This window comes from Paenibacillus sp. Marseille-Q9583, assembly GCF_976954365.1.
This window is the reverse complement of the sequence record NZ_CDRJTB010000001.1, coordinates 14,676-34,212: the sequence shown is the minus strand read 5'-3', so window position 1 is coordinate 34,212 and position 19,537 is coordinate 14,676. Positions and strand designations below refer to the sequence as shown.

Annotated in this window: 13 protein-coding genes; all 13 read left to right on the top strand. The window is 44.9% G+C overall.

The window, feature by feature from the left end:
• Positions 1-462 precede the first annotated feature (462 nt).
• Positions 463-3,198: a hypothetical protein gene (locus tag ACWNM1_RS00140; RefSeq protein ID WP_449599073.1), complete on the top strand. Its 2,736-nt coding sequence runs from the start codon at positions 463-465 to the stop codon at positions 3,196-3,198.
• 85 nt (positions 3,199-3,283) lie between these two features.
• Positions 3,284-3,820 (top strand): hypothetical protein, encoded by a 537-nt coding sequence (locus ACWNM1_RS00135; protein WP_449599071.1) that lies wholly within the window; start codon positions 3,284-3,286, stop codon positions 3,818-3,820.
• 153 nt (positions 3,821-3,973) lie between these two features.
• Positions 3,974-4,240 carry an alpha/beta-type small acid-soluble spore protein gene (locus ACWNM1_RS00130; RefSeq protein ID WP_076285662.1) on the top strand — a complete coding sequence of 89 codons (267 nt, stop codon included), beginning with the start codon at positions 3,974-3,976 and terminating at the stop codon, positions 4,238-4,240.
• A 340-nt stretch (positions 4,241-4,580) separates the two neighbouring features.
• Complete coding sequence (metK, locus tag ACWNM1_RS00125; RefSeq protein WP_449599070.1) at positions 4,581-5,783, top strand: methionine adenosyltransferase; 1,203 nt, start codon at positions 4,581-4,583, stop codon at positions 5,781-5,783.
• Between the two features lie 201 nt (positions 5,784-5,984).
• Positions 5,985-10,025 carry an Ig-like domain-containing protein gene (locus ACWNM1_RS00120; RefSeq protein ID WP_449599069.1) on the top strand — a complete coding sequence of 1,347 codons (4,041 nt, stop codon included), beginning with the start codon at positions 5,985-5,987 and terminating at the stop codon, positions 10,023-10,025.
• Positions 10,026-10,253: 228 nt separating this feature from the next.
• Positions 10,254-12,986 carry a stalk domain-containing protein gene (locus tag ACWNM1_RS00115; protein ID WP_449599068.1) on the top strand — a complete coding sequence of 911 codons (2,733 nt, stop codon included), beginning with the start codon at positions 10,254-10,256 and terminating at the stop codon, positions 12,984-12,986.
• A gap of 57 nt (positions 12,987-13,043) precedes the next feature.
• A complete protein-coding gene (locus tag ACWNM1_RS00110) occupies positions 13,044-14,204 on the top strand; it encodes a sensor histidine kinase (protein WP_042131343.1) in 1,161 nt (386 codons plus the stop codon).
• A 4-nt stretch (positions 14,205-14,208) separates the two neighbouring features.
• Complete coding sequence (locus ACWNM1_RS00105; RefSeq protein ID WP_042131342.1) at positions 14,209-14,931, top strand: response regulator; 723 nt, start codon at positions 14,209-14,211, stop codon at positions 14,929-14,931.
• A gap of 237 nt (positions 14,932-15,168) precedes the next feature.
• A complete protein-coding gene (locus ACWNM1_RS00100) occupies positions 15,169-15,615 on the top strand; it encodes a glycosyltransferase family A protein (protein ID WP_339799138.1) in 447 nt (148 codons plus the stop codon).
• Positions 15,616-15,741: 126 nt separating this feature from the next.
• On the top strand, positions 15,742-17,754 hold the full coding sequence (locus ACWNM1_RS00095) for a DEAD/DEAH box helicase (protein WP_449599067.1): 2,013 nt from the start codon (positions 15,742-15,744) through the stop codon (positions 17,752-17,754).
• Positions 17,755-17,930: 176 nt separating this feature from the next.
• Positions 17,931-18,569, top strand: a complete 639-nt coding sequence (locus ACWNM1_RS00090; protein WP_449599066.1) for a ComF family protein — start codon at positions 17,931-17,933, stop codon at positions 18,567-18,569.
• A 170-nt stretch (positions 18,570-18,739) separates the two neighbouring features.
• Entirely contained in the window at positions 18,740-19,150 is a 411-nt protein-coding gene (locus ACWNM1_RS00085) for a TIGR03826 family flagellar region protein (protein WP_340973211.1), read from the top strand.
• A 102-nt stretch (positions 19,151-19,252) separates the two neighbouring features.
• Complete coding sequence (gene flgM / locus ACWNM1_RS00080) at positions 19,253-19,537, top strand: flagellar biosynthesis anti-sigma factor FlgM (RefSeq protein ID WP_042192418.1); 285 nt, start codon at positions 19,253-19,255, stop codon at positions 19,535-19,537.

The following is a 19,537-nucleotide window of genomic DNA, read 5'->3' as shown; positions in this document are numbered from 1 at the left end:
GTTTAGAAAACGACTATGGTATACTATTTTCCGTGGCAACCCAAGATTAACAATAGTTAGTAGAACATACATATGTATCTTCTATTGGGATTGTGCCGGAAAACAAAAAAAGAAAAGATTTTTTTGAGAAACCGCAACTTTTCCAAATCTTCTGCGTTTAAGGTGTAGAGTCATTTACACAGGCAGTTGAAATTAACCAGTGGTAAAGCGATTTTAACAAAATGGAAAAATTAGCTTTACGTGACTTGAGGCACATTGTATAATACTTAGGTATAATTAGGAATCTAGTATTGTCATGTCCTGATCATTGTTTACCAGTTTCTGTGATACCCGTCACAGACATTATTTATACTTAATTTGCTCAACTCTGGAAAGGGGGTGCATCGGCTAATGAGTGACACGAGCTACTCAACTAAAGAAAAATCTCAGTTTATGAACGTCCAAGGAGGAGAAAAAAAGGTTATGAAGAAAATTTTATCCGTAGCATTATCTACAGCAATGGCATTCTCGATGTTTGCCTCTGTAGCGTTTGGTGACGCAGCAGCAACTCCGCAACAAAAATTTGACGCTTTGGCAGCAAAAGGTATTCTCAATGGGTACCCAGATGGTCAAGCTCACCTTGAAAAAGATCTTACTCGCGCTGAATTCGCGAAGATCGTTACTAAATTGTTCGATCTTACTGAAGTAACTAACAAATTGTCTTACAAAGACAAAGGTTACAACGCTAAGAACTGGGCAGTTCCTTACATCGAAGCTGTTACTGCAGCTAACTTGATGCAAGGTAAAGATACTGTTAAAGGTATCTTCGACTATAATGGTAAAGTAACAGTTGAAGAAGTAGCGGCTGTATTGTTCCGCGCTTTGAAACTTGAAACACCAGCAACTAGCGACAACACTGCATCTGCATGGGCTAAAGGTTATGCTCAAGCGGTAATCAATGCTGGTCTAATTGCTAAAGACACTAACTTCAAAGCTAACGCTAGCCGTTCTTTGGTAGTTGAAACAGCTTATGCAGTTGACCAATTGAAAGCAGCTCCTACTGTAGCTTCTGCAGACGCAGTAAGCCCAACTAAAGTAGTTGTTACTTTCTCTGACAAAACTACTACAACTGTTGAATTGACTACTGCTCTTGTAGCGGGCGTTGAAACTACAATCAACTTCAAACACAACAACCACGATTACACTACAAAAGTAACTTTGGCAGCTCCTAAAGTTGTTTCCGCAACTGCTCCAAACGCTAAACAAGTAGTTGTTAAATTCAACCGTGCTATCGATACTGATACATTGGCTGAAGGTGGAAAAGTTCTTGATGGTACTGTAAAAGTAACTAAAGTTGGAAGCAAAGACGATGAAGTAGCTAACGCTGTTGTAACTTTCGCTGCTGACAATACTGAAGCTACAATTACACTGCCAGGTGTTAAAGGTCTTAAAGGTAACTACACAGTTGTAGTGAACGATGCTGTTAAAACAACAGCTGGTGAAGCTATTCCAGCATTCACAACTTTGCTTACTGTAGCTGATACTGTAGCTCCAACTGTTGCTTCTGTTACTTCTACTGCAAAAGCAACTACTAAAGATGTTTATGTAACTTTCAGCGAACCAGTTAAAACTACTGGCATTGTTGCTTATGTAAATGGTTCAGCTGCTGCTGTAACTGTACAAAATGATACTTACACTGAGTTTAAACTGAGTGGAGTAACATTGGATAGTGGTAAGACTTATGACGTTTCCCTGCTTAATGTAACTGACTATGCAGGTAACGTAGCTAATCCAAACCCAATCAAAACTACTGTAACTGTTGTTTCTGACGTTGCTGCTCCTGTAATTAAGAGCGTAACTGCTGTGAGCGACAAATTCGTAGAAGTTGAGTTTGACAAGAACGTTGACCGTGCATCTTTGGTTGGTAATGTTCGTCTCTTGAACTCTGTTGGAGAAAGCCAAGGTACATTTAGTGTTGTTACTACTGCTAACGGCAAGAAATTTACCCTGCAAAGCCCTCTGACTAGCTTCCCATCCACTGGTACTTTCACTGGATCCGTTGTATTCGGAGCAACTGTTAAGGATACATTGGGTAACACATTGGGAACTGCTTCGAGTCAAGCAGTCACTTTCACTAAGGATACTGTAGCTCCAACAGTTACTGGTATCACTTACTCAACTTCAACTTCTGTTAAAGGTCTCAAACTGACTTTCTCTGAAGATGTTGTAAACACTGGAGTAGGTTCTGTAGTACTGATCAATAACAAAACTGGTCAATCTACTGCGATTGCTAACACTACAAGTGGTAGCGGAAAAACTCATACATTAACTGCTGTTAATGTAGATGCTGGTGAGTACACTGTGCGTCTTCCAGAAGGACTCTTTAAAGATAAATCCTTCTCTGGTAACAAGCTTGCAGCAACTGTATTGACAGTGACTATCGGATCCGCTGCTACTGATGGCGATGCTCCAGTACTGTTCAACAACCAAATCGTAATCAATGACAGCGCAAAAGCAGCTGTAACTGATACTGTTTATGGTGATGCTACCGTAACTGTTGATCTGAAAGATGCAAGTGGTCTGAACGTTGCTTCTGTACTAGATGTAAATAGCTACACATTGGACGACAAGGCATTGCCTGCTGGTACTTATGTAACTATTCAAACTCTTACTGATGCTGGAGTTGTAACAACATCTTCAACTAGTCCGAAGTATGCTCGTGCAACAATCCATATCCCTAGCTCTTCAATCACTGAAACTAAGTCAGACTACAAATTTGTAGTTAACGGCGTTACTGATGTATCTGGCAATGCTATCGAAGCGGTTTCGAAGAAGGGTAAGCTTACTAGCAGAACTAGCCCACTCTTCACTTCTGCAGTGGTTTCCAGCGGCAACTCTTATGAGCTGATCCTTGGATTCTCTAAAGAAGTAGTAGATCTTGATAAACAAGATCTGGAATTCTACATCAACAATGATGCGTCTGCATCTAACGTTATTAATCAAGCTAATTACACTGTAAAACCAATTCTTAATGGATCAGATAAAGGTAAATGGTCTGTTACTTTCTCCAAGAAAGCCATTGATGCAAGTGCAACTGGCGACTTGGATCTGAACTCCAATGATGTTAACAGAATCATCGTTAAGATTGCTAAGACAGCAAACGCAACTGATGTTGATGGTAACAAAATCACTGGTGAAACAGAAATCTCCGCTAAGTAATCTCCGATTACCGAAGCACAGAATAGCCTCTTCGGAGGCTATTCTTTTTTTATAGGCATTTACCCCAATATGAGGAGGAACTTCATTGAAAACGGTATGGAAAGTATCAACTGCAGCTGTATTGCTGGCTGGTGGTGTATGGGCTGGATCACTGTTGAATGTTACAGCTGAAGGTGCAGGTGTGGGTTCACAGCCTGGAACAGCAGATGACCCAGTGGTTACCAAAAGCTATGTTGATCAGCAAATTCAGAAAGCACTTACAGGTGGTACAGGCACAGCTCCAGTAGCTACAGCTACTCCGAGTCCAAGCTCAGCTCCAACAGCTACAACAAACCCGACTACTAGCAGTAATGAATCCGTAATTGTCGATGTAAAACCAGGTCAAACTCTAATTGCTTCCGCAGGTGCTGAATTTATTGTTCGTGCGGGTAAAGCGGTTATCTACTCTCAGGATGCAAATGGTGTTGCTGATTTAACGGATGGTAAAGATCTTGCCAATGGAGTAGCTGCACCGACTAACCATTTATTATCTTTCCCTCGTGATGGTCGTGGTATTACCGTCCAAACAGGACAAACTCTTGGCCTTGTTGTCATGGTTCGTGGTGGATATACACTAAAATAATTTGTAATAATATATATTCATAATGCCCGTAAAAGTACTTAATCATACCTTCAAACTGATTTCCAAAGTTACAAATCATTGGCGCGATTGAAGAGTAGATGTTGGTCGCACAATATTCCTGTAATCTTACAAATTCACAGGAGGTGCTGAAACATGGCACGTAACAATCGTACAGTGGTACCGGAAAGTCGGGCAATGCTGAAGCAAATGCAATATGAAATTGCAGCTGAATTCGGTTTATATGGAGCGCATTATGGAGGCGGAGCAGACACAGAGTTTGCTTCTGAATTAGGAGCAATCGGAGGTAGTGGTTCTGGCCGTAGCCAGTATCTTGGACATCTTAGCTCAAGAGATAATGGCTCTGTTGGCGGAGAAATCACGAAGAGACTCATTAAGCAAGCCGAACAGTCTCTTCTTTAATAATATCAGGGGTAAAAAAATCTTATTAATCCTATCTGATATTACTTTTTAATACTGCGGAATCAATATTTATACTGTGATGGAGGGGCTTCGGAGTAATTGACACCACCTCCCAAATAAGATAATATGACTTTTGAGGAAAGCCTTAGACCTTTTCCATATGGGAAAGGTTCATTTTTTTGAAGAGTTTAGTGAATATAAACATGAAATACTGCAATCATCCTTCATAAAAAGAACAGGCCCCTGAGTTTCTTTGTTTATAGTTTTTATTAATTTGGCCTGTGATTATTAAGGAATTCCTTATACAGTGTCAGACTAACCATAAGGGAGGTTGTTATACTTGTCTATTAAAGGGCGTCATTTGTTTACTTCCGAGTCCGTGACGGAAGGGCATCCGGATAAAATCTGTGACCAGATTTCCGATGCGGTATTGGATGCATTTTTAGCTAATGATCCAAATGCTCGTGTAGCCTGCGAAGTAGCAGTAGCAACTGGTCTTGTTTTGGTGATCGGGGAAATCAGTACCAAATCTGAGTATGTAGATATTCCTGCCATCGTACGCAATACCATTAAAGAAATTGGCTACACACGTGCAAAATATGGTTTCGATTATAATACTTGTGCAGTATTGAGCTCACTTAACGAGCAGTCAGCTGATATTGCTCAAGGTGTAAACTCTGCTCTCGAGCACCGTGATCCAGCACAATTGGCTGAAGAAACGGCAAATATTGGTGCGGGTGATCAAGGCTTAATGTTCGGTTTTGCTACGAATGAGACACCTGAACTGATGCCGCTACCGATCGCTTTATCTCACCGTATTGCTCGTCGCTTATCTGAAGTTCGTAAGAACGGAACTTTGGAATATTTGCGTCCTGACGGGAAGACACAAGTTACGATCGAGTATCAAGATGAGAAGCCTGTACGCGTGGATGCTATCGTAGTATCTACACAGCATGCGGAAGAAATTTCTCTTGAACAAATTCAGGCAGATATTAAAGAGCATGTAATTATGCCGGTTGTTCCTGCGGAACTGCTCGATGCTGAAACTAAATATTTTATTAACCCAACAGGACGATTTGTGATTGGTGGTCCTCAAGGGGATGCCGGTCTGACTGGACGGAAGATTATCGTTGATACGTATGGCGGATATGCTCGTCACGGCGGCGGCGCATTCTCTGGTAAGGATCCAACTAAAGTGGACCGTTCTGCGGCTTATGCAGCTCGTTATGTGGCGAAGAATCTTGTAGCTGCAGGTCTAGCTGATAAATGTGAGATCCAGCTTGCTTATGCCATTGGTGTGGCTACTCCTGTCTCGATTAATGTGGATACATACGGAACAGGTAAAATCAGTGAGGAAAAGATGGTTCAACTGATCAACAACAACTTTGATCTTCGCCCTGCGGGTATTATCTCCATGCTTGATTTGCGTAAACCAATCTATAGACAGACTGCAGCATACGGCCATTTTGGACGGACTGATGTTGATCTTCCTTGGGAACGCGTAGATAAAGCAGAATTACTCAGAGGTCAAGCAGGATTGTAGTTAAGTATATGTTCTTATAATTCGTTAAGCCCGCAAGTTGGCACTTAGTGTCAACTCTGCGGGCTATTTTTATGTAATGGACAGAATTAGGATTGATTCTAATCATAGAGAAGTAGACTACTAAACTTTGTAAGCCCTTTAACCGAAATATAAGAATATACATAAAGACGTTAGTATGGTTTGAGAGGAGTCTATCACGGCATGAAAAGAAAAATTTCAATATGGACGGCAATTTTTCTAGCAGGAGAACTGGTACTTGGAGCAGGGTATCCTTCTATCGGAATTGGAATATCGGCAGTACATGCTGCAGCGGAATTTGGCATTAGTGTGTCGCCAGCACCTGGAGCAACCTATGTAAATATCGGGTCATCTCTTAAATTAAGCTTTGATCGTCAAGTAAACCCACAGGCTGGAGAAATTACCATCACGGGTCAGGGTGATAGTACACCTTTTGTGACGATTCCTATTGGTAGTTATGGTTTAATTGGTAGTTCAAAAGACTACGAGCTTAAGTTAGGGCCAAACCAACAATTCACTCCGAATAAGGCATACACGGTCACAATTCCCAAAGGATTGTTCAAAGATAATGAGGGTAATGAATCAGGACTTACTTCATGGGCATTTACCACCGCTCCAGAGAGTAATACGGCTATCACGGCAGGCAACTTTTCACCGGCTAGTAATGCAAGAGTAGATGCCGGGAGTTTAAAGGAACTTAGTCTGACACTAAATAAGCAGCTGTTAAAAGGTGGGGGCTCTATCCGAATCCTCTCCTCAGCAGATAATACAACAGTGCAAGAGTTCAGAATAAAGGATGATGACACTAGAGTTAACGTTCTGACTGATGCTAACTCTACTACAGTTAAATTAACGCTAGAGAAAGCATTGGCGGCCGGAGGGAATTATTATGTTCTTATTGATGCCTACGCTTTTAAGGATGTTGATAATAGAACGTTCTCTGGGATTTCTAGCGGCAATGTATGGAGTTTCTCTACAAAAGGTGTAGCTGAAATTCCAATGACTCCATCCCCGGCTAACGGTGCAGGCGGTATATCTACCACAGGAGCGCTACAGCTCACTTTTGACCGTCCTATGATGCCTGCATCAGGTGTAATTACGGTGTCCCCAGGGGCAGCTAACGATGCTAGAACAAGATGGCTTAATGTGAACTCCCCAGCCGTTACTGGAGGAAGTAGCAGAACTATAATATTGAATCCAGCATCCACAGCCTCACCGCTGCTAAACGGCACACAATATACAGTTACGGTCCCCCAGGGTGCTTTTTATGATCAAGATGGAAATGTATTTCCTGCCTCGGGCCCGTACACTTGGACCTTCACAACGGTATCTTTGACTGGACTTGGCGTAAGTGCTTTGAATCCATCTGATCGAAGTGAATCTATTGCTAACAACAGATCCTTTTCGATCGCTTTTAATCGGGATGTGAATTATAACGGTGCAGTGGCCAATGGTGTGGCTCTATATAAAAGCGGAGGATCTCAGGTGCCGGTTAACGTTACTCGGAGTACCACAACAGCTAAAGAATTTATAATCACACCTTCTGTAGCGTTAGATAGTGATTCAACTTATTACATTGATATCGCTAAAGGGGCTTTTGTAGACGCAAGTGATGCTAACGTTCTATATGACGGGTTAAGTGGTAAAAATTCATGGAGCTTCAAGACCTTGTCTCTGGATAAAACAGCTCCACAGCTCACATCAGCACAGCTTGAGAATAATCGAACCATTCGTCTGAAATATAATGAGTCTCTCAATTCATCCATAGCGCTGTTAACCTCAAGCTTTGGAGTTACGGTGAACGATGAGAATCGAGCGATTGAAAGTGTTTATATTCAGGGAGACAGTGCCTACTTGGTGCTGAGTACAGGAGTAGCCGTTGGGCAGATTGTAAAGGTCAGCTATAATGGCGGACTGCGGACGATTCAGGATCCAAGCGGAAATGCAGCGAGCACTTTTAGCTCTAAACAGATCACAAACTCTATTGAGTCCTCCATGCCGACACCTAAAGATGGGCGAATCACGGGGAGATCTGTAGTATTAAATTTTAACGACACACTAAAATCGGTTTCCTATTACGCTCATAACCAGTTCTCAGTGACTGCAGATGGAAGCTCACTTGGGGTCAACTCGATCAGTTCCAGTGGCAATACAGTATATTTAACATTGGGCAGTGAAGCATCGAATGGACAGAACGTTCGGGTGTCCTACTATGCAGGTTCGTATCCTTTGCTGAATTCTTATGGACAAAATATTGCGGACTTTACTGATTTCAATATCCGTAACAGTAACGATACGATTGCGCCAGTGTTTCAAAGTGCAACCGGAGGCGGCACTAAAATCATTTTGAATTATAATGAAGGCTTATCTACAACCAATCTCCCACTGAATAGCCAATTCTCTGTGTTAGTGGGCAGCACGCCTAATTATGTGACTAATGTATCGGTCAGCGGCACTCAGGTCACTTTGACGCTTCAGACAGCGCTCGCGGTTAATCAGAATGTGACTATATCTTATGTGCCGGGTTCTGCCGGGATAAATGATTTGAATGGGAATCGGGCAGCGTATATTAACCTACAGCCTGTATCCATTTCAGAGAACAGTGGCACTACTATTCCAGAGATTAATTCAGCGACCGTTACAGGTGACGAGTTAACAGTTACTTTTGCAAAGAATATGCAGTCATCCGGTTCCCTCTATGCGAATCAGTTTGGAGTTCGAGCAGACGGAAGCAGCTTGGGAGTGCAATCCTACTATCTCTCAGGTAATATTCTAAAAATAACGTTATCCTCGGTTGTAAAGACCGGTCAAAAAGTGGACCTATCCTATATGTCTGGTACCGGTACGATTAAGGATTTGAGTGGGAATACTCTTTCCTCATTCTCAGCTTTATCAGTTCAGAATCTAACTGGCGTGACCACTGGATCTGGAAATCGTCCATCCTACCTAGGAACACTTGCAACGAGTGAGTTTGGAAAAGAGTATGCACTATTAAAGAGCGATTCCTCGCAAATTGTGGATGACCGTTCTGTATATAATCAATCTGTAAAAAGATATACTTTAAACGCAGATCGAATAGCTGCCAGTTATGAATATCTGTATAAGATGAATAATGATGTGTTGGCTTTTGAGGTTCCTTCCACGGAGCAAGCAGCTTTTGTAACGGCTCCGCTAAAACCATTTCTAGATGCGGTGAACCGTAATAAAAATACTAAGTTCATGATTCGTCATGGAGATAATCTATTTAGCGTAGGGCTCAATGATATTGATATGAATGGGCTGGCGAGCAGCCTGATCTCGGACAGTAAAAATATCTCGCTCGTGTTCCGCTTGGATAAAGTCCCAGCAGGTACGTTTACACCTTTTGAGCAAAAGCTACAGACGATGGGTATGCGTACTATTACTAGTCTTATGGATGTCCGGGTGACGGCGATCGTTAGCGGTAATTATTCGAATGCCAAGGCACTGACAGTACCAGGTGAATATACCGTACGTACTACTTCTTCATTAAATAGTGCGCAGACATCCGCGGCCAGGTTAGACCTTTCCTATTACGATGCAGCTTATCTACCTACAAAAATCAGTACGGTTGGCAACTATACGGTTATTCGTGCTCGAACCGCTGGTAATCAGATATTAGGGAGTTTCTTATCCACCAGAGCCTTCACGGATATGGGTAAGCATTGGAGTAATGCAATCGTAGCTGAGCTTAACGCAAAGAATATTATTGATAGCAGCTACGGTAGTGCGTTTAATCCGGAGAAAAAAATTACCCGTGCTGAGTTTGCTATTATGCTCAGTCGAGGTCTAGGCTTGCTAGGAGATCGTGAGACCGCACAACGTTTCCGGGATGTGCAGCCTTCTACACAAACTGGAGACTACATTGGTGCAGCGGCTAAAGCTGGAATTATTACAGGGAATACGGATGGTACTTTCCGTCCAAATGATAATATAACACGCGAGCAGATGGCGATCATGATGATCCGTGCGATGGAATATACGAATCATCCTATTACACTAAGCGGTACTTCTGCCTCAACACTTGCAAAATTCAAGGATAAAGCAAAGATTCAGAATCAAAGTGCAGAGTTCGTCGCAAAGGCAGTGCAATCAGGGATTATTCTGGGCATGACAGTCAGTGAATTTGGCCCCCAAGGCAATGCCACACGTGCTCAAGCTGCCGTGATGTTACAGCGGATGCTGAAACAGGCAGATTACTTGTAGTCAATTCTTGTAAACACTAAATTAGTTGGAAAAGTCCGGCAATCATGCCGGGCTTTTTTTGTCGTCTAATTATGACAGTTTTGGCTCTATAAAGCTTGAAATCTCTCAATTTCGCAACTTTTTGGCTTATTTTCAGTCTATTAAAAGAGAACTAGAAAAATAGGAACCAGTTTCCAGACATTGATATGGACTGATAGAGTACAAAAGAGATGGGAGAGTTACGTTGAAATGAATGAAGTTTTCTTGGAGAAGAAGAGTAGCGAGGTTGTACGGGGAATAAGATTATCTTCCACTAAAAAGTGGATTGCTGCTTCATTGGCTGGTGTGTTATGGATTATGCCGGTCATCGGCAGTGAAGGTATGATGCTGTTTGGTCAGGGGTCTGCACCAATCGCAGCTGCAGCCACAGCTCCTTTTAAAGTAAGTAAGCTGGGAGAAGAAGTGATTACTTCGGGCGCCATTATGATGAAATATAAATATACTACTACACGTTCTGGGGCGAGTGCTTCTGGGCTTGCGGATGTCATTCGTGTGGATCTTAACAATCCATATGTTTCCTTAGATGTAATGACTGGTAAAGGCGGAAACCTGACTACGCGGCAAAGTACTGGCGGGATGGCCAAGGAAACTGGAGCCGTGGCCGCAGTAAATGGCGATTATTTTAATACAGGTGGAGAGGGTGCTCCGATCGGTGGACAAGTATCAGGTGGAGTACTGGTGTCTACCCCTTCACAATTGGATGGAATGTATGCCTTTGCAGTGACAAAGGAGCGCAAACCTATTATTGACGAGTACAGCTTTGAGGGGATGGTAACTGCGCCAGATGGCGCACAGTTTGAGATCTCCGGTATCAATAAAGGTGCTTATAGCCCTGAAGGCGGAAGCTCGACTTATAGTCATGCTAATGCTATGTATATTTACACAGATGTATGGACTGCACTGGACCGCCCTAAAAATAGCTCCACCACTCCAACAGAGGTACTTGTTGAGAATGGTGTAGTTACTCAAATTTCAGAAAATGCTGCACTCTCTATGGCGGTTCCAAAGGGAGCTTATATTTTGCGGGCACATGGCTTAGCCGCACGATATGTTACTGCCCATTTGACGGTAGGACAACCTGTAACAAGTGTGTACTCTCTGAAATCTAAGACTACACAGCAATCGCTAGATCCTGCGAATCTGCAAACCATGATCGGCGGACATACGATTCTAGTAAATAACGGAAAAGCAGCAACGTTTTCTCGATCTACTAACAGCATTGGAGGCTATCGTGCACGCACAGCTTTAGGATATTCCCAAGACGGACGTTATGTATATATCATAGCTACTGAGAAAAATGGCAATAGTTCAGGGATGTCTCTAACCGAATTGCAATCATTCATGACGAATATCGGAGTCTGGAAAGGTCTTAATCTCGATGGAGGTGGCTCTACAACGATGGTAGACCGGCCCCTCGGTGAAACCTCTACTACACTCACTTTTAATACAGAGTATGGCACAGAGCAACGTAGTATCGTTAACGGGCTTGGTGTCTACACTAATGCACCGCAAGGTGAGGTGAAAGGGATCAAAATTAGCGGAAGTTCCGCACTGCTGGTTGGACAAAAGGCAACGTATTCTTTAAAAGGTTATGACACTTACTACAACCCTATTGATGTAGCAGCAGGTAATCCTACTTGGGTATCAAGCGGCGGAAGCGCGACAGTAAGTGCAGGTGAAGTAACGGCAGTGAAGCCAGGTACCGTTACCTTAACGGCTAAAAGCGGTGCCGCAAGCGCATCTACAACTGTTACAGTCCTAGGTGGTAATGATTTATCCAGTATGAGTGTAGGTACAGCTACAGCGCCACTGACAGCCGGAACTACTGTGTCTGTCCCTGTTACAGCGGCAACGAAGAGTGGAACAACTATTAATGTTCCGGATTCAGCCCTGAAGTGGGAGTTTGTAGGCTTTAAGGGAGCTGTGAAAGATGGCAAGCTCACTGTAAACGCCGTTGATGCAGGGGTTACTACAGGTTACGCTATTGCCCGTTATGATGGATTTAGTGCAGTGGTTGTATTATCAACAGCAGCAGCTACAACATGGGAAGATTTCGAGAAGGTAAGCTATCCAATCGACTTTACTACCAATGTTCCAGCGGTACAGGGTACTGCAACGATAGTGGATGGAACGGCTGAAAGAGTAGGCTCCAAGGTGCTGTCACTCAGTTATGATATGACAGCTGGAAGCGGGAAAATGTATGCTTATGCTCAGCTGAATGGTACAAGCGGAAAAACAGTTCCAGCGCTTGCAACTTCAATGTCGGTTGATGTGATGGGCGATATGAGCTTGAATTGGCTGCGTGCTGAATTTGTAGACAACAGTGGAGCTACAGCTTATGTGGATCTTGCGAAGATCATCGATTGGAATGGTTGGAAGAATATTAACATTGACTTGTCAGGCTCAGGCATTAAATTCCCAGCAACGCTGAAGAGACTCTATGTAGTCAACGTAGAGGAAGGCCAGGATGAACGGGCGAAGACGGGTACAGTTGCCTTTGATAATATCACCTTTACAATGCCTTCACTTTCCAGTGATGCAGGCTTACCAAAAGGGACAGCTTCTATGAGCATTGGCTCGAAGGCAATGACCGTAAACGGAAATAAGAAAGCTATTGATGTAGCTCCAATTGTAAAAGACGGCAGTACTTATGTGCCAATTCGGTATGTCCTTGATGCTTTCGGAGGCAGTGCTACTTGGGATCAGGTGAACAAGAAGATCATGGTATTACGCGGGGCCAAGGCACTGGATCTTACCGTAAACAAAAAGGAGTATCTGCTGAACGGTAAACGTCAGAGTGCTGAAGTAGCACCAATCATTTTACAAGGTAGGACTTTAGTACCGTTAAGACTAGTTTCTGAACAGCTAGGATTAACTGTAAAATGGGAACAGAAAACGAAGACCGTAACTATCGAATCGTGATATGTTAATATAAAGGAAAACCTTTAAAACGATTCGATAGAAAAGGGGCAAGCATCCGTGGAATTTCAAGCCGATGCGATTGATCGCGTCATTAAAAATACCATCGACGTGATGGAGAGCAGCAAGTATCAGATTTTTGAAATATTGCAGGTTGCGCGTGATGAACTTGCTGCACTCAACAAAGAACTGCAGCGGGTCATGGACGAAACGGATGAAACATTGAAAAAAGTAGACAAGCTGGAGCTGCAGTATCACCGCTCCAGAATCCGGCTGACAGAGGTCAGCCGGGACTTTGTCCGCTACTCGGAGAAGGATATCCGTATTGCCTATGAGAAGGCTACGGAGCTACAGCTCGAACTCATGATGACGCGTGAGCGAGAGGTCTATCTTCGATCAAGACGTGATGAATTACAAATGCGAGTGCGCAGTGTCGAAAATTCTGTAGAGCGCGCAGAGTCAATTGGTTCACAAATGAGCGTAGTGCTCGAATATTTGTCGGGAGAACTAGGTCAGGTGACGAGAATTGTCGAATCTGCGAAGAACAGACAGATGATAGGACTCAAGATAATCCTGGCTCAAGAGGAAGAACGGAAGAGAATTGCCCGGGAAATTCATGATGGTCCTGCTCAAATGCTGGCGAATCTAGTCCTTAGGACGGAAATTGTAGAAAGAATGCTGGTAAAGCAGGAATTTGGGTTGGTGCAGGACGAAGTAATAGATTTGAAAGGACAGGTTCGATACAGCCTGGAAGAAATGCGTAAGGTCATCTTTAATTTACGACCGATGGCTCTCGATGATTTGGGATTAATTCCGACTTTGCGGAAATATGTGCATGATTTTGAGGAGAAGACGAAGCTGAGGACGACCTTGGAAACCAGAGGTCAGGAACATCGACTATCTTCAGCCATGGAGGCAGCGGTATACCGATTGGTCCAGGAAGCTTTGTCTAATGCAGCTAAACATGCCTACCCGAGTTTCGTATTGGTAGAGATTACTTACCAAGCGCAGTTAATTAAGATTGTGATTAAGGATAATGGATTAGGTTTTAATGTGCAGAAATTAAAAAATCCGCAGGGCAATCGTGAAAGCTTCGGGCTAGTAGGTATGCGGGAACGTGTAGAGCTGCTTGAAGGCAGAATGGAAATCATATCAGCCGAGAATCAGGGGACAACAATCGTGATCCACATTCCGACGAACGTGGAGAAAGGGAAGGAGTAATGTGATGGAGAACTTAAACTCTACTAAAACGCCCATTAAAGTTCTTTTGGCGGATGATCATCAGCTTTTTCGTGAAGGGCTGAAACGTATTTTGAATATGGAGGAGGATATCGAAGTCATCGGTGAATGTGGTGACGGTATCCAGGTATTAGAGTTCTGTAACGGAACTAAACCAGACATCGTACTGATGGATATTAATATGCCTATTGAGAATGGCGTGGAGGCCACTCAAAAACTGCGGGAAATGTTCCCGGAGGTTAAGGTAATTATTCTATCGATTCATGATGATGAGAGTTATGTGTTTGAAACCCTTCGTAAGGGTGCCAATGGTTATTTATTGAAGGATATGGAGGCTGAATCCCTTATTAATGCGATCCGTTCGGTCTGTGAGGGACACGCTTTTATTCATCCAAAGGTTACCGGGAAGCTAATCAATCAATTGCGGCGCATGACTTACCTTAATGAGACTGGAGTAGCTGCTGATACGGTAGTGAAGGAAGCCGGTGTTAAGTTTGTGGCCGGTGACAACAATCCTCTTACACGTCGTGAAGCAGAAGTACTGCGGCTGATGGCGGAAGGTAAAAGTAACAAAATGATCGGTGAGTATTTGTTTATTAGTGAAAAAACGGTCAAAAACCATGTTAGTAGTATTTTGCAAAAAATGGAAGTTGATGATCGTACGCAAGCAGTAATCAACTCAATCAAATATGGTTGGGTAACTTTATAAAAATTTTTACAGATTTACGGTACATATAGGAATGAAATCAAGGAGAGCACAGCTTGTTCCTTTAAAATATAAGAAAGTATAAGTTTCACACCATACTTTATGTCTTATATTTCTCATTCAAACGCTTACCGTCCTTGCAAGGACGCCGAAGGCGTTTATGCTTGATAGGAACTCTGGGCAGTCACCGACCTTTTAAAGCCGGCATATAGTGTTGGTATACAGAGGAGGTGCATCTCCATGGTAGCCCAGTTGATATGGATTGCGGCTGTTTATGTATCCGCTGCAGTGATTATTCATATGCTGCATAATCGGCAGAAGGTGCGGCAGACACCGCAGTCCGTGAAATGGATTCATTATATTTTGATTACTCGCAATCATGCATCTGTTGTGGAATGGTACATTCGGGCGCTGACATTTCAAGCTTTTTTAACCGGAAAACGATTTCGAGTAACGTTCATGGATGATGGCTCGAGCGATGGAACCCTTGGAATTGTTTCCAGGCTGGCTGATAGTGGCTGCTCTATCGATCTTGCAACATCTATGTACACTTTTCAGATGAGTGAAGAAGAGTTGCAGCAACAAGGGATTGTGGTAGACTTGCGGTTGTCAGGGCAGTCTGTTTCGTTGCCTTTTATGGGGATGGCAGGAAGTAGGGGATGCGAATCAAAGCGCGACAGATTTTAAGTAAATATGTGAGTAACGGGTGAAGCACACTCTCCAAGAAATGGAGGAGTGTGCTTTTTGCGTTTGGCGGTAAGGGGAGTGTTGTGGGGGAGAGTGATTTATGGTGAAAGTTAAGGAGGCGGATTTATGCGAGCGACTGTGTATGCCTTGGAATGTAGAGGGATTTGGAGTATTTGGATTTCTTTAGATCTTACTGTAGATAGATGGTGGTGGTCTGGCGCTGGACCGGAGCGTCAAGGCAGAGGCTTAGTAACGGTGGACAAACTGGTCTTATTATCTCCTGCACTGCCGCTGGGGTGGGCGGTGAAGCTCCGCGATTATTTTAAACAAAGGGATGGAATGAGGAACTGGGGGGCTAAGGAGTGGGGGCAATACGTAGGCAGTGTTCTTGAGCCTGAGTTGAAGGAGGAAAGGGAAGCAGGAGGAATGGGAAAGGAAGAGTGGCTTAGTGATGGGGTATCGCTATGGCGACCTTATGAATTAGGTTGGGTAATAGAACAGGGTAAGAAGAACATTGATAGCAGAAGTTACAGTAGAAGAAATGATCTCGATTATGCTTTGCTTGAATCGGAGGCAGAACAACTATCGTGGGCTGTGGCCGGCCGCTCTTTACTGCAGCCGGAAATTGAGGCGCTGCTGGCAGAAGGATTGCCAGAGCTGACAGGTCGTTGGCGTCAGGCGGCACAACTGGCGCATTTACAGGGGCGGCTGGAGTTGACAGCCGCCGTGGGTAGTCCCGCCCCGGCTGCGCATGGGGCATGGGCCCGCCAGCTCCCTGCGGGTGCTGGCGCTCTTGCGCGTGTGGCGGCCAGGCTGCCGCACGTATTGTGGCGCGGCGCTGTCGCCCGCCGCGCGGTTTCGCGCTGCCTGCGTTGCGGCAGCGCTCCCACCGGCCGCACGGCATGCGCCGCGTGCGGCCTTATGGGCTGCGCCTATTGCGAGGCCTGCCTCGCACTTGGGCGCAGCCGGGCTTGCGCGCTGCTGCTGCGCAGCGCAGCGCTTCCGGCCGTGCGGTGCACGGCCGCCCTTGACCCCACCGCGGCCGCAGGCCGGTGGGGGCTCAGCCCAGCGCAGGCGGGAGCTGCTGGCGCTGCACTAGGTTTTCTGGCGGAGCGGCGTGAGCGCTCCGCCAAACCGTGCCCAGAGCGGTTTCTGCTCTGGGCGGTAACGGGAGCCGGGAAGACAGAAATGATCTTCCCGCTCCTAGAGGCCGTGCTCGCCGCCGGTGGGCGGGCGCTCGTAGCGACGCCGCGGCGCGACGTCGTACTTGAACTCGCTCCGCGGCTCGCGAAGGCTTTCCCGGCGGAGATTCTCGCCGTGCTTTACGGCGGCAGCGCAGAACGCTGGGTGAGCGGTCGCTTAACGCTCGCGACCACCCATCAGTTGCTGCGCTTCCATCAAGCCTTTGATCTCGTAATCATAGACGAGCTGGACGCGTACCCCTACCACAATGATCCTATGTTGGCTTATGCCGCAGAACAAGCCTGTAAGGTAGATGGCTCTTTTATCTACTTATCAGCCACTCCACCACATGAAATGCAGCGGTTGGTCCGGTCAGGCAGACTTCCACATGCCAGAGTGCCTGTCCGCTTCCATGGTCATCCTTTGCCTGTGCCGCAGCACCTGAGTATGATATCCATTCAAACATGCCTAAAGCGTGGGGACTTACCTAGATCGATCATACATACGCTTCGTAGGTCGCTCGAGCGCAAGGCGCAAATCTTTTGTTTTGTGTCGCGTATTGCACATATTGAAGGATTACTGGTTCTGCTTCGTCGGAGCTTTCCCGGCGTAGTCATCGAGGGTACCTCCTCCAAAGATCCCTTCCGGGCAGAGAAGGTAGCTGCTTTCCGTAGCCGCGCTATCTCCCTATTAATAACGACTACAATTCTGGAACGAGGAGTTACAGTGCCTCGTAGCGATGTATTTATTTTGGATGCGGACAGCGATCTTTTTGACGAAGCCTCCTTGGTTCAGATGGCGGGTCGTGCCGGGCGATCTAAGGATGATCCTGCTGGGCGTGTTGTATTTGCTTCTCCCCAGTGGACCCGATCACAGCGTGGAGCTATCTCCCAAATTCGTACTATGAACATCATCGCTCGCCGCAAAGGATATATCAGTAAGGATGTGTCGAGATGAACTCTCTGTTCTCATGGTTAACTAAATCGCAGGCACTCTTGTCCCCTTCCGTAACTCCATGCTTAACCTGCGGCAAGCGCAACCCTGGATCCTCGCAATTTCCTGGAGTTTGCAGGAATTGCATAGAATCCATTCCTTGGATACTTTCCCTACGCTGCTTGAAATGTGGTCGGCATGTGGGCTGTCCTGACTGTACCCGCAGTAGTGAACCGCCACCGATTATTTGTAATCGAAGTGCAGTGGCTTACACTAGTGTTATGCGAGAATGGTTGGGTCAGTATAAATATCGCGGGAATGAAAGATATGCCCCTTTACTTGGCCTCATGCTGGATAGAGCCTATCTAGCCCTAAAAAAAGAGAAGCAGAGCGCTCTTTTATCACGAAAACCATCCAACATACATCGTTCTTGGTCTGCTGATTTGTTAGTGCCAGTGCCTGTCAGTGCTTCCCGGCTTATGGAGCGGGGGTTTAATCAAGCAGAAAGATTAGCTGATGTGCTATCTAGACGTAGGAAGGTTCCACAGCTTCCGCTACTGATCCGCACACACCATACGGGAAAACAGAGCTTTAAGAGTCGGGCAGAACGACTAGATGATATGAAGCACGCTTTTGCAGAGAATCCGGCAGTAACAGCACAATTTGCAGATTGGATGAAAAGGAAGGTACCTCTAAATCGTCCTGTCCGGATTATTATTGTTGATGATATTTATACAACGGGTAGTACCATTCGTGCGTGCGCTGAGATCATACAACAAATGGGTTCAGATTATGGTCATGCGGTAGAGGTGTATAGCCTAACTTGGGCACGTTCTTAAGTGGGAACAAAATGCATGATTGTGAACACTACTATTCACTTTTTGAAGAGGAAGCTACCCTTAATAGGGTTTCTTCCGTCCCATAGACGAATTCCTTGCAATCATGTAATCTAGGAGCATAAGAATATTATGCGTTGTACAGAATGTACGGAGAGGAGCGGCTGCTTGTTATGAATCTAGACAATTGTCCAAGGTGCGGCCGGTTGTTTGTTAAGAATCTTATGGGGTTGTGCCAGCCCTGCATCAAAGAGCTGGAGCATGAATATGAGACCTGCGTGGAATATTTGCGGGAGAACAAAGGAACCAACATTCAAGAGCTGTCCGATGCTACGGGAATTTCGATAAAAGAGATCACCCGATTTATTCGAGAGGGCCGGATATCTATAGCAAATGCTCCTAATATGATGTATCCCTGCGAGGTGTGTGGAACGCTGATTCGCGATGGGCATATGTGTGATAGCTGCCGTTCTCGGCTAAGGAAGGATCTCTCCAATGCCGCCAAGGAAAGTGCTGCTGAGGATTCTACCAAAAAGACAACAGACGGTGCATATCGTGCCATAGACAAGTTGCGTGACCTATAAAATCTGCAAAAAAACGTTTGCAGCTATAAAGAATGTTTCAGTCTACGCCGATAAACTTAGTAAAGATTATCGGCTTTTTTATATTAGAAGGAAGGTGAAGTTATGAAAATTAACGAGACCGGACGAATTAACGCGATGAATCCGTATCAACGCAGCGCGGATGCGCAAAGGCAGGAACAAATGAAGAAAAGTTCACGCAAGGATGAGGTTTCGATCTCTGATGAAGCAATTCAGCTCTTGCAAGCACAGAATTCTGGTAATGATGCTGAACGTGCACTTAAGATCGACAGTTTGAAGCAACAGGTCTCCGCAGGTACCTATCAAGTAGATGCAGCTAAGCTAGCAGAGAAACTCGCCCCTTACTTTAAGCAATCCTCCGAGAATTAG

Excerpts from the sequence above, each read along its gene's own strand:
- ACWNM1_RS00140 (WP_449599073.1), top strand. The coding sequence starts at position 463 with ATGAAGAAAATTTTATCCGTAGCATTATCTACAGCAATGGCATTCTCG.
- ACWNM1_RS00130 (WP_076285662.1), top strand. The coding sequence starts at position 3,974 with ATGGCACGTAACAATCGTACAGTGGTACCGGAAAGTCGGGCAATGCTG.
- ACWNM1_RS00120 (WP_449599069.1), top strand. The coding sequence starts at position 5,985 with ATGAAAAGAAAAATTTCAATATGGACGGCAATTTTTCTAGCAGGAGAA.
- ACWNM1_RS00115 (WP_449599068.1), top strand. The coding sequence starts at position 10,254 with ATGAATGAAGTTTTCTTGGAGAAGAAGAGTAGCGAGGTTGTACGGGGA.
- ACWNM1_RS00105 (WP_042131342.1), top strand. The coding sequence starts at position 14,209 with ATGGAGAACTTAAACTCTACTAAAACGCCCATTAAAGTTCTTTTGGCG.
- ACWNM1_RS00100 (WP_339799138.1), top strand. The coding sequence starts at position 15,169 with ATGGTAGCCCAGTTGATATGGATTGCGGCTGTTTATGTATCCGCTGCA.
- ACWNM1_RS00095 (WP_449599067.1), top strand. The coding sequence starts at position 15,742 with ATGCGAGCGACTGTGTATGCCTTGGAATGTAGAGGGATTTGGAGTATT.
- ACWNM1_RS00085 (WP_340973211.1), top strand. The coding sequence starts at position 18,740 with ATGAATCTAGACAATTGTCCAAGGTGCGGCCGGTTGTTTGTTAAGAAT.
- flgM (WP_042192418.1), top strand. The coding sequence starts at position 19,253 with ATGAAAATTAACGAGACCGGACGAATTAACGCGATGAATCCGTATCAA.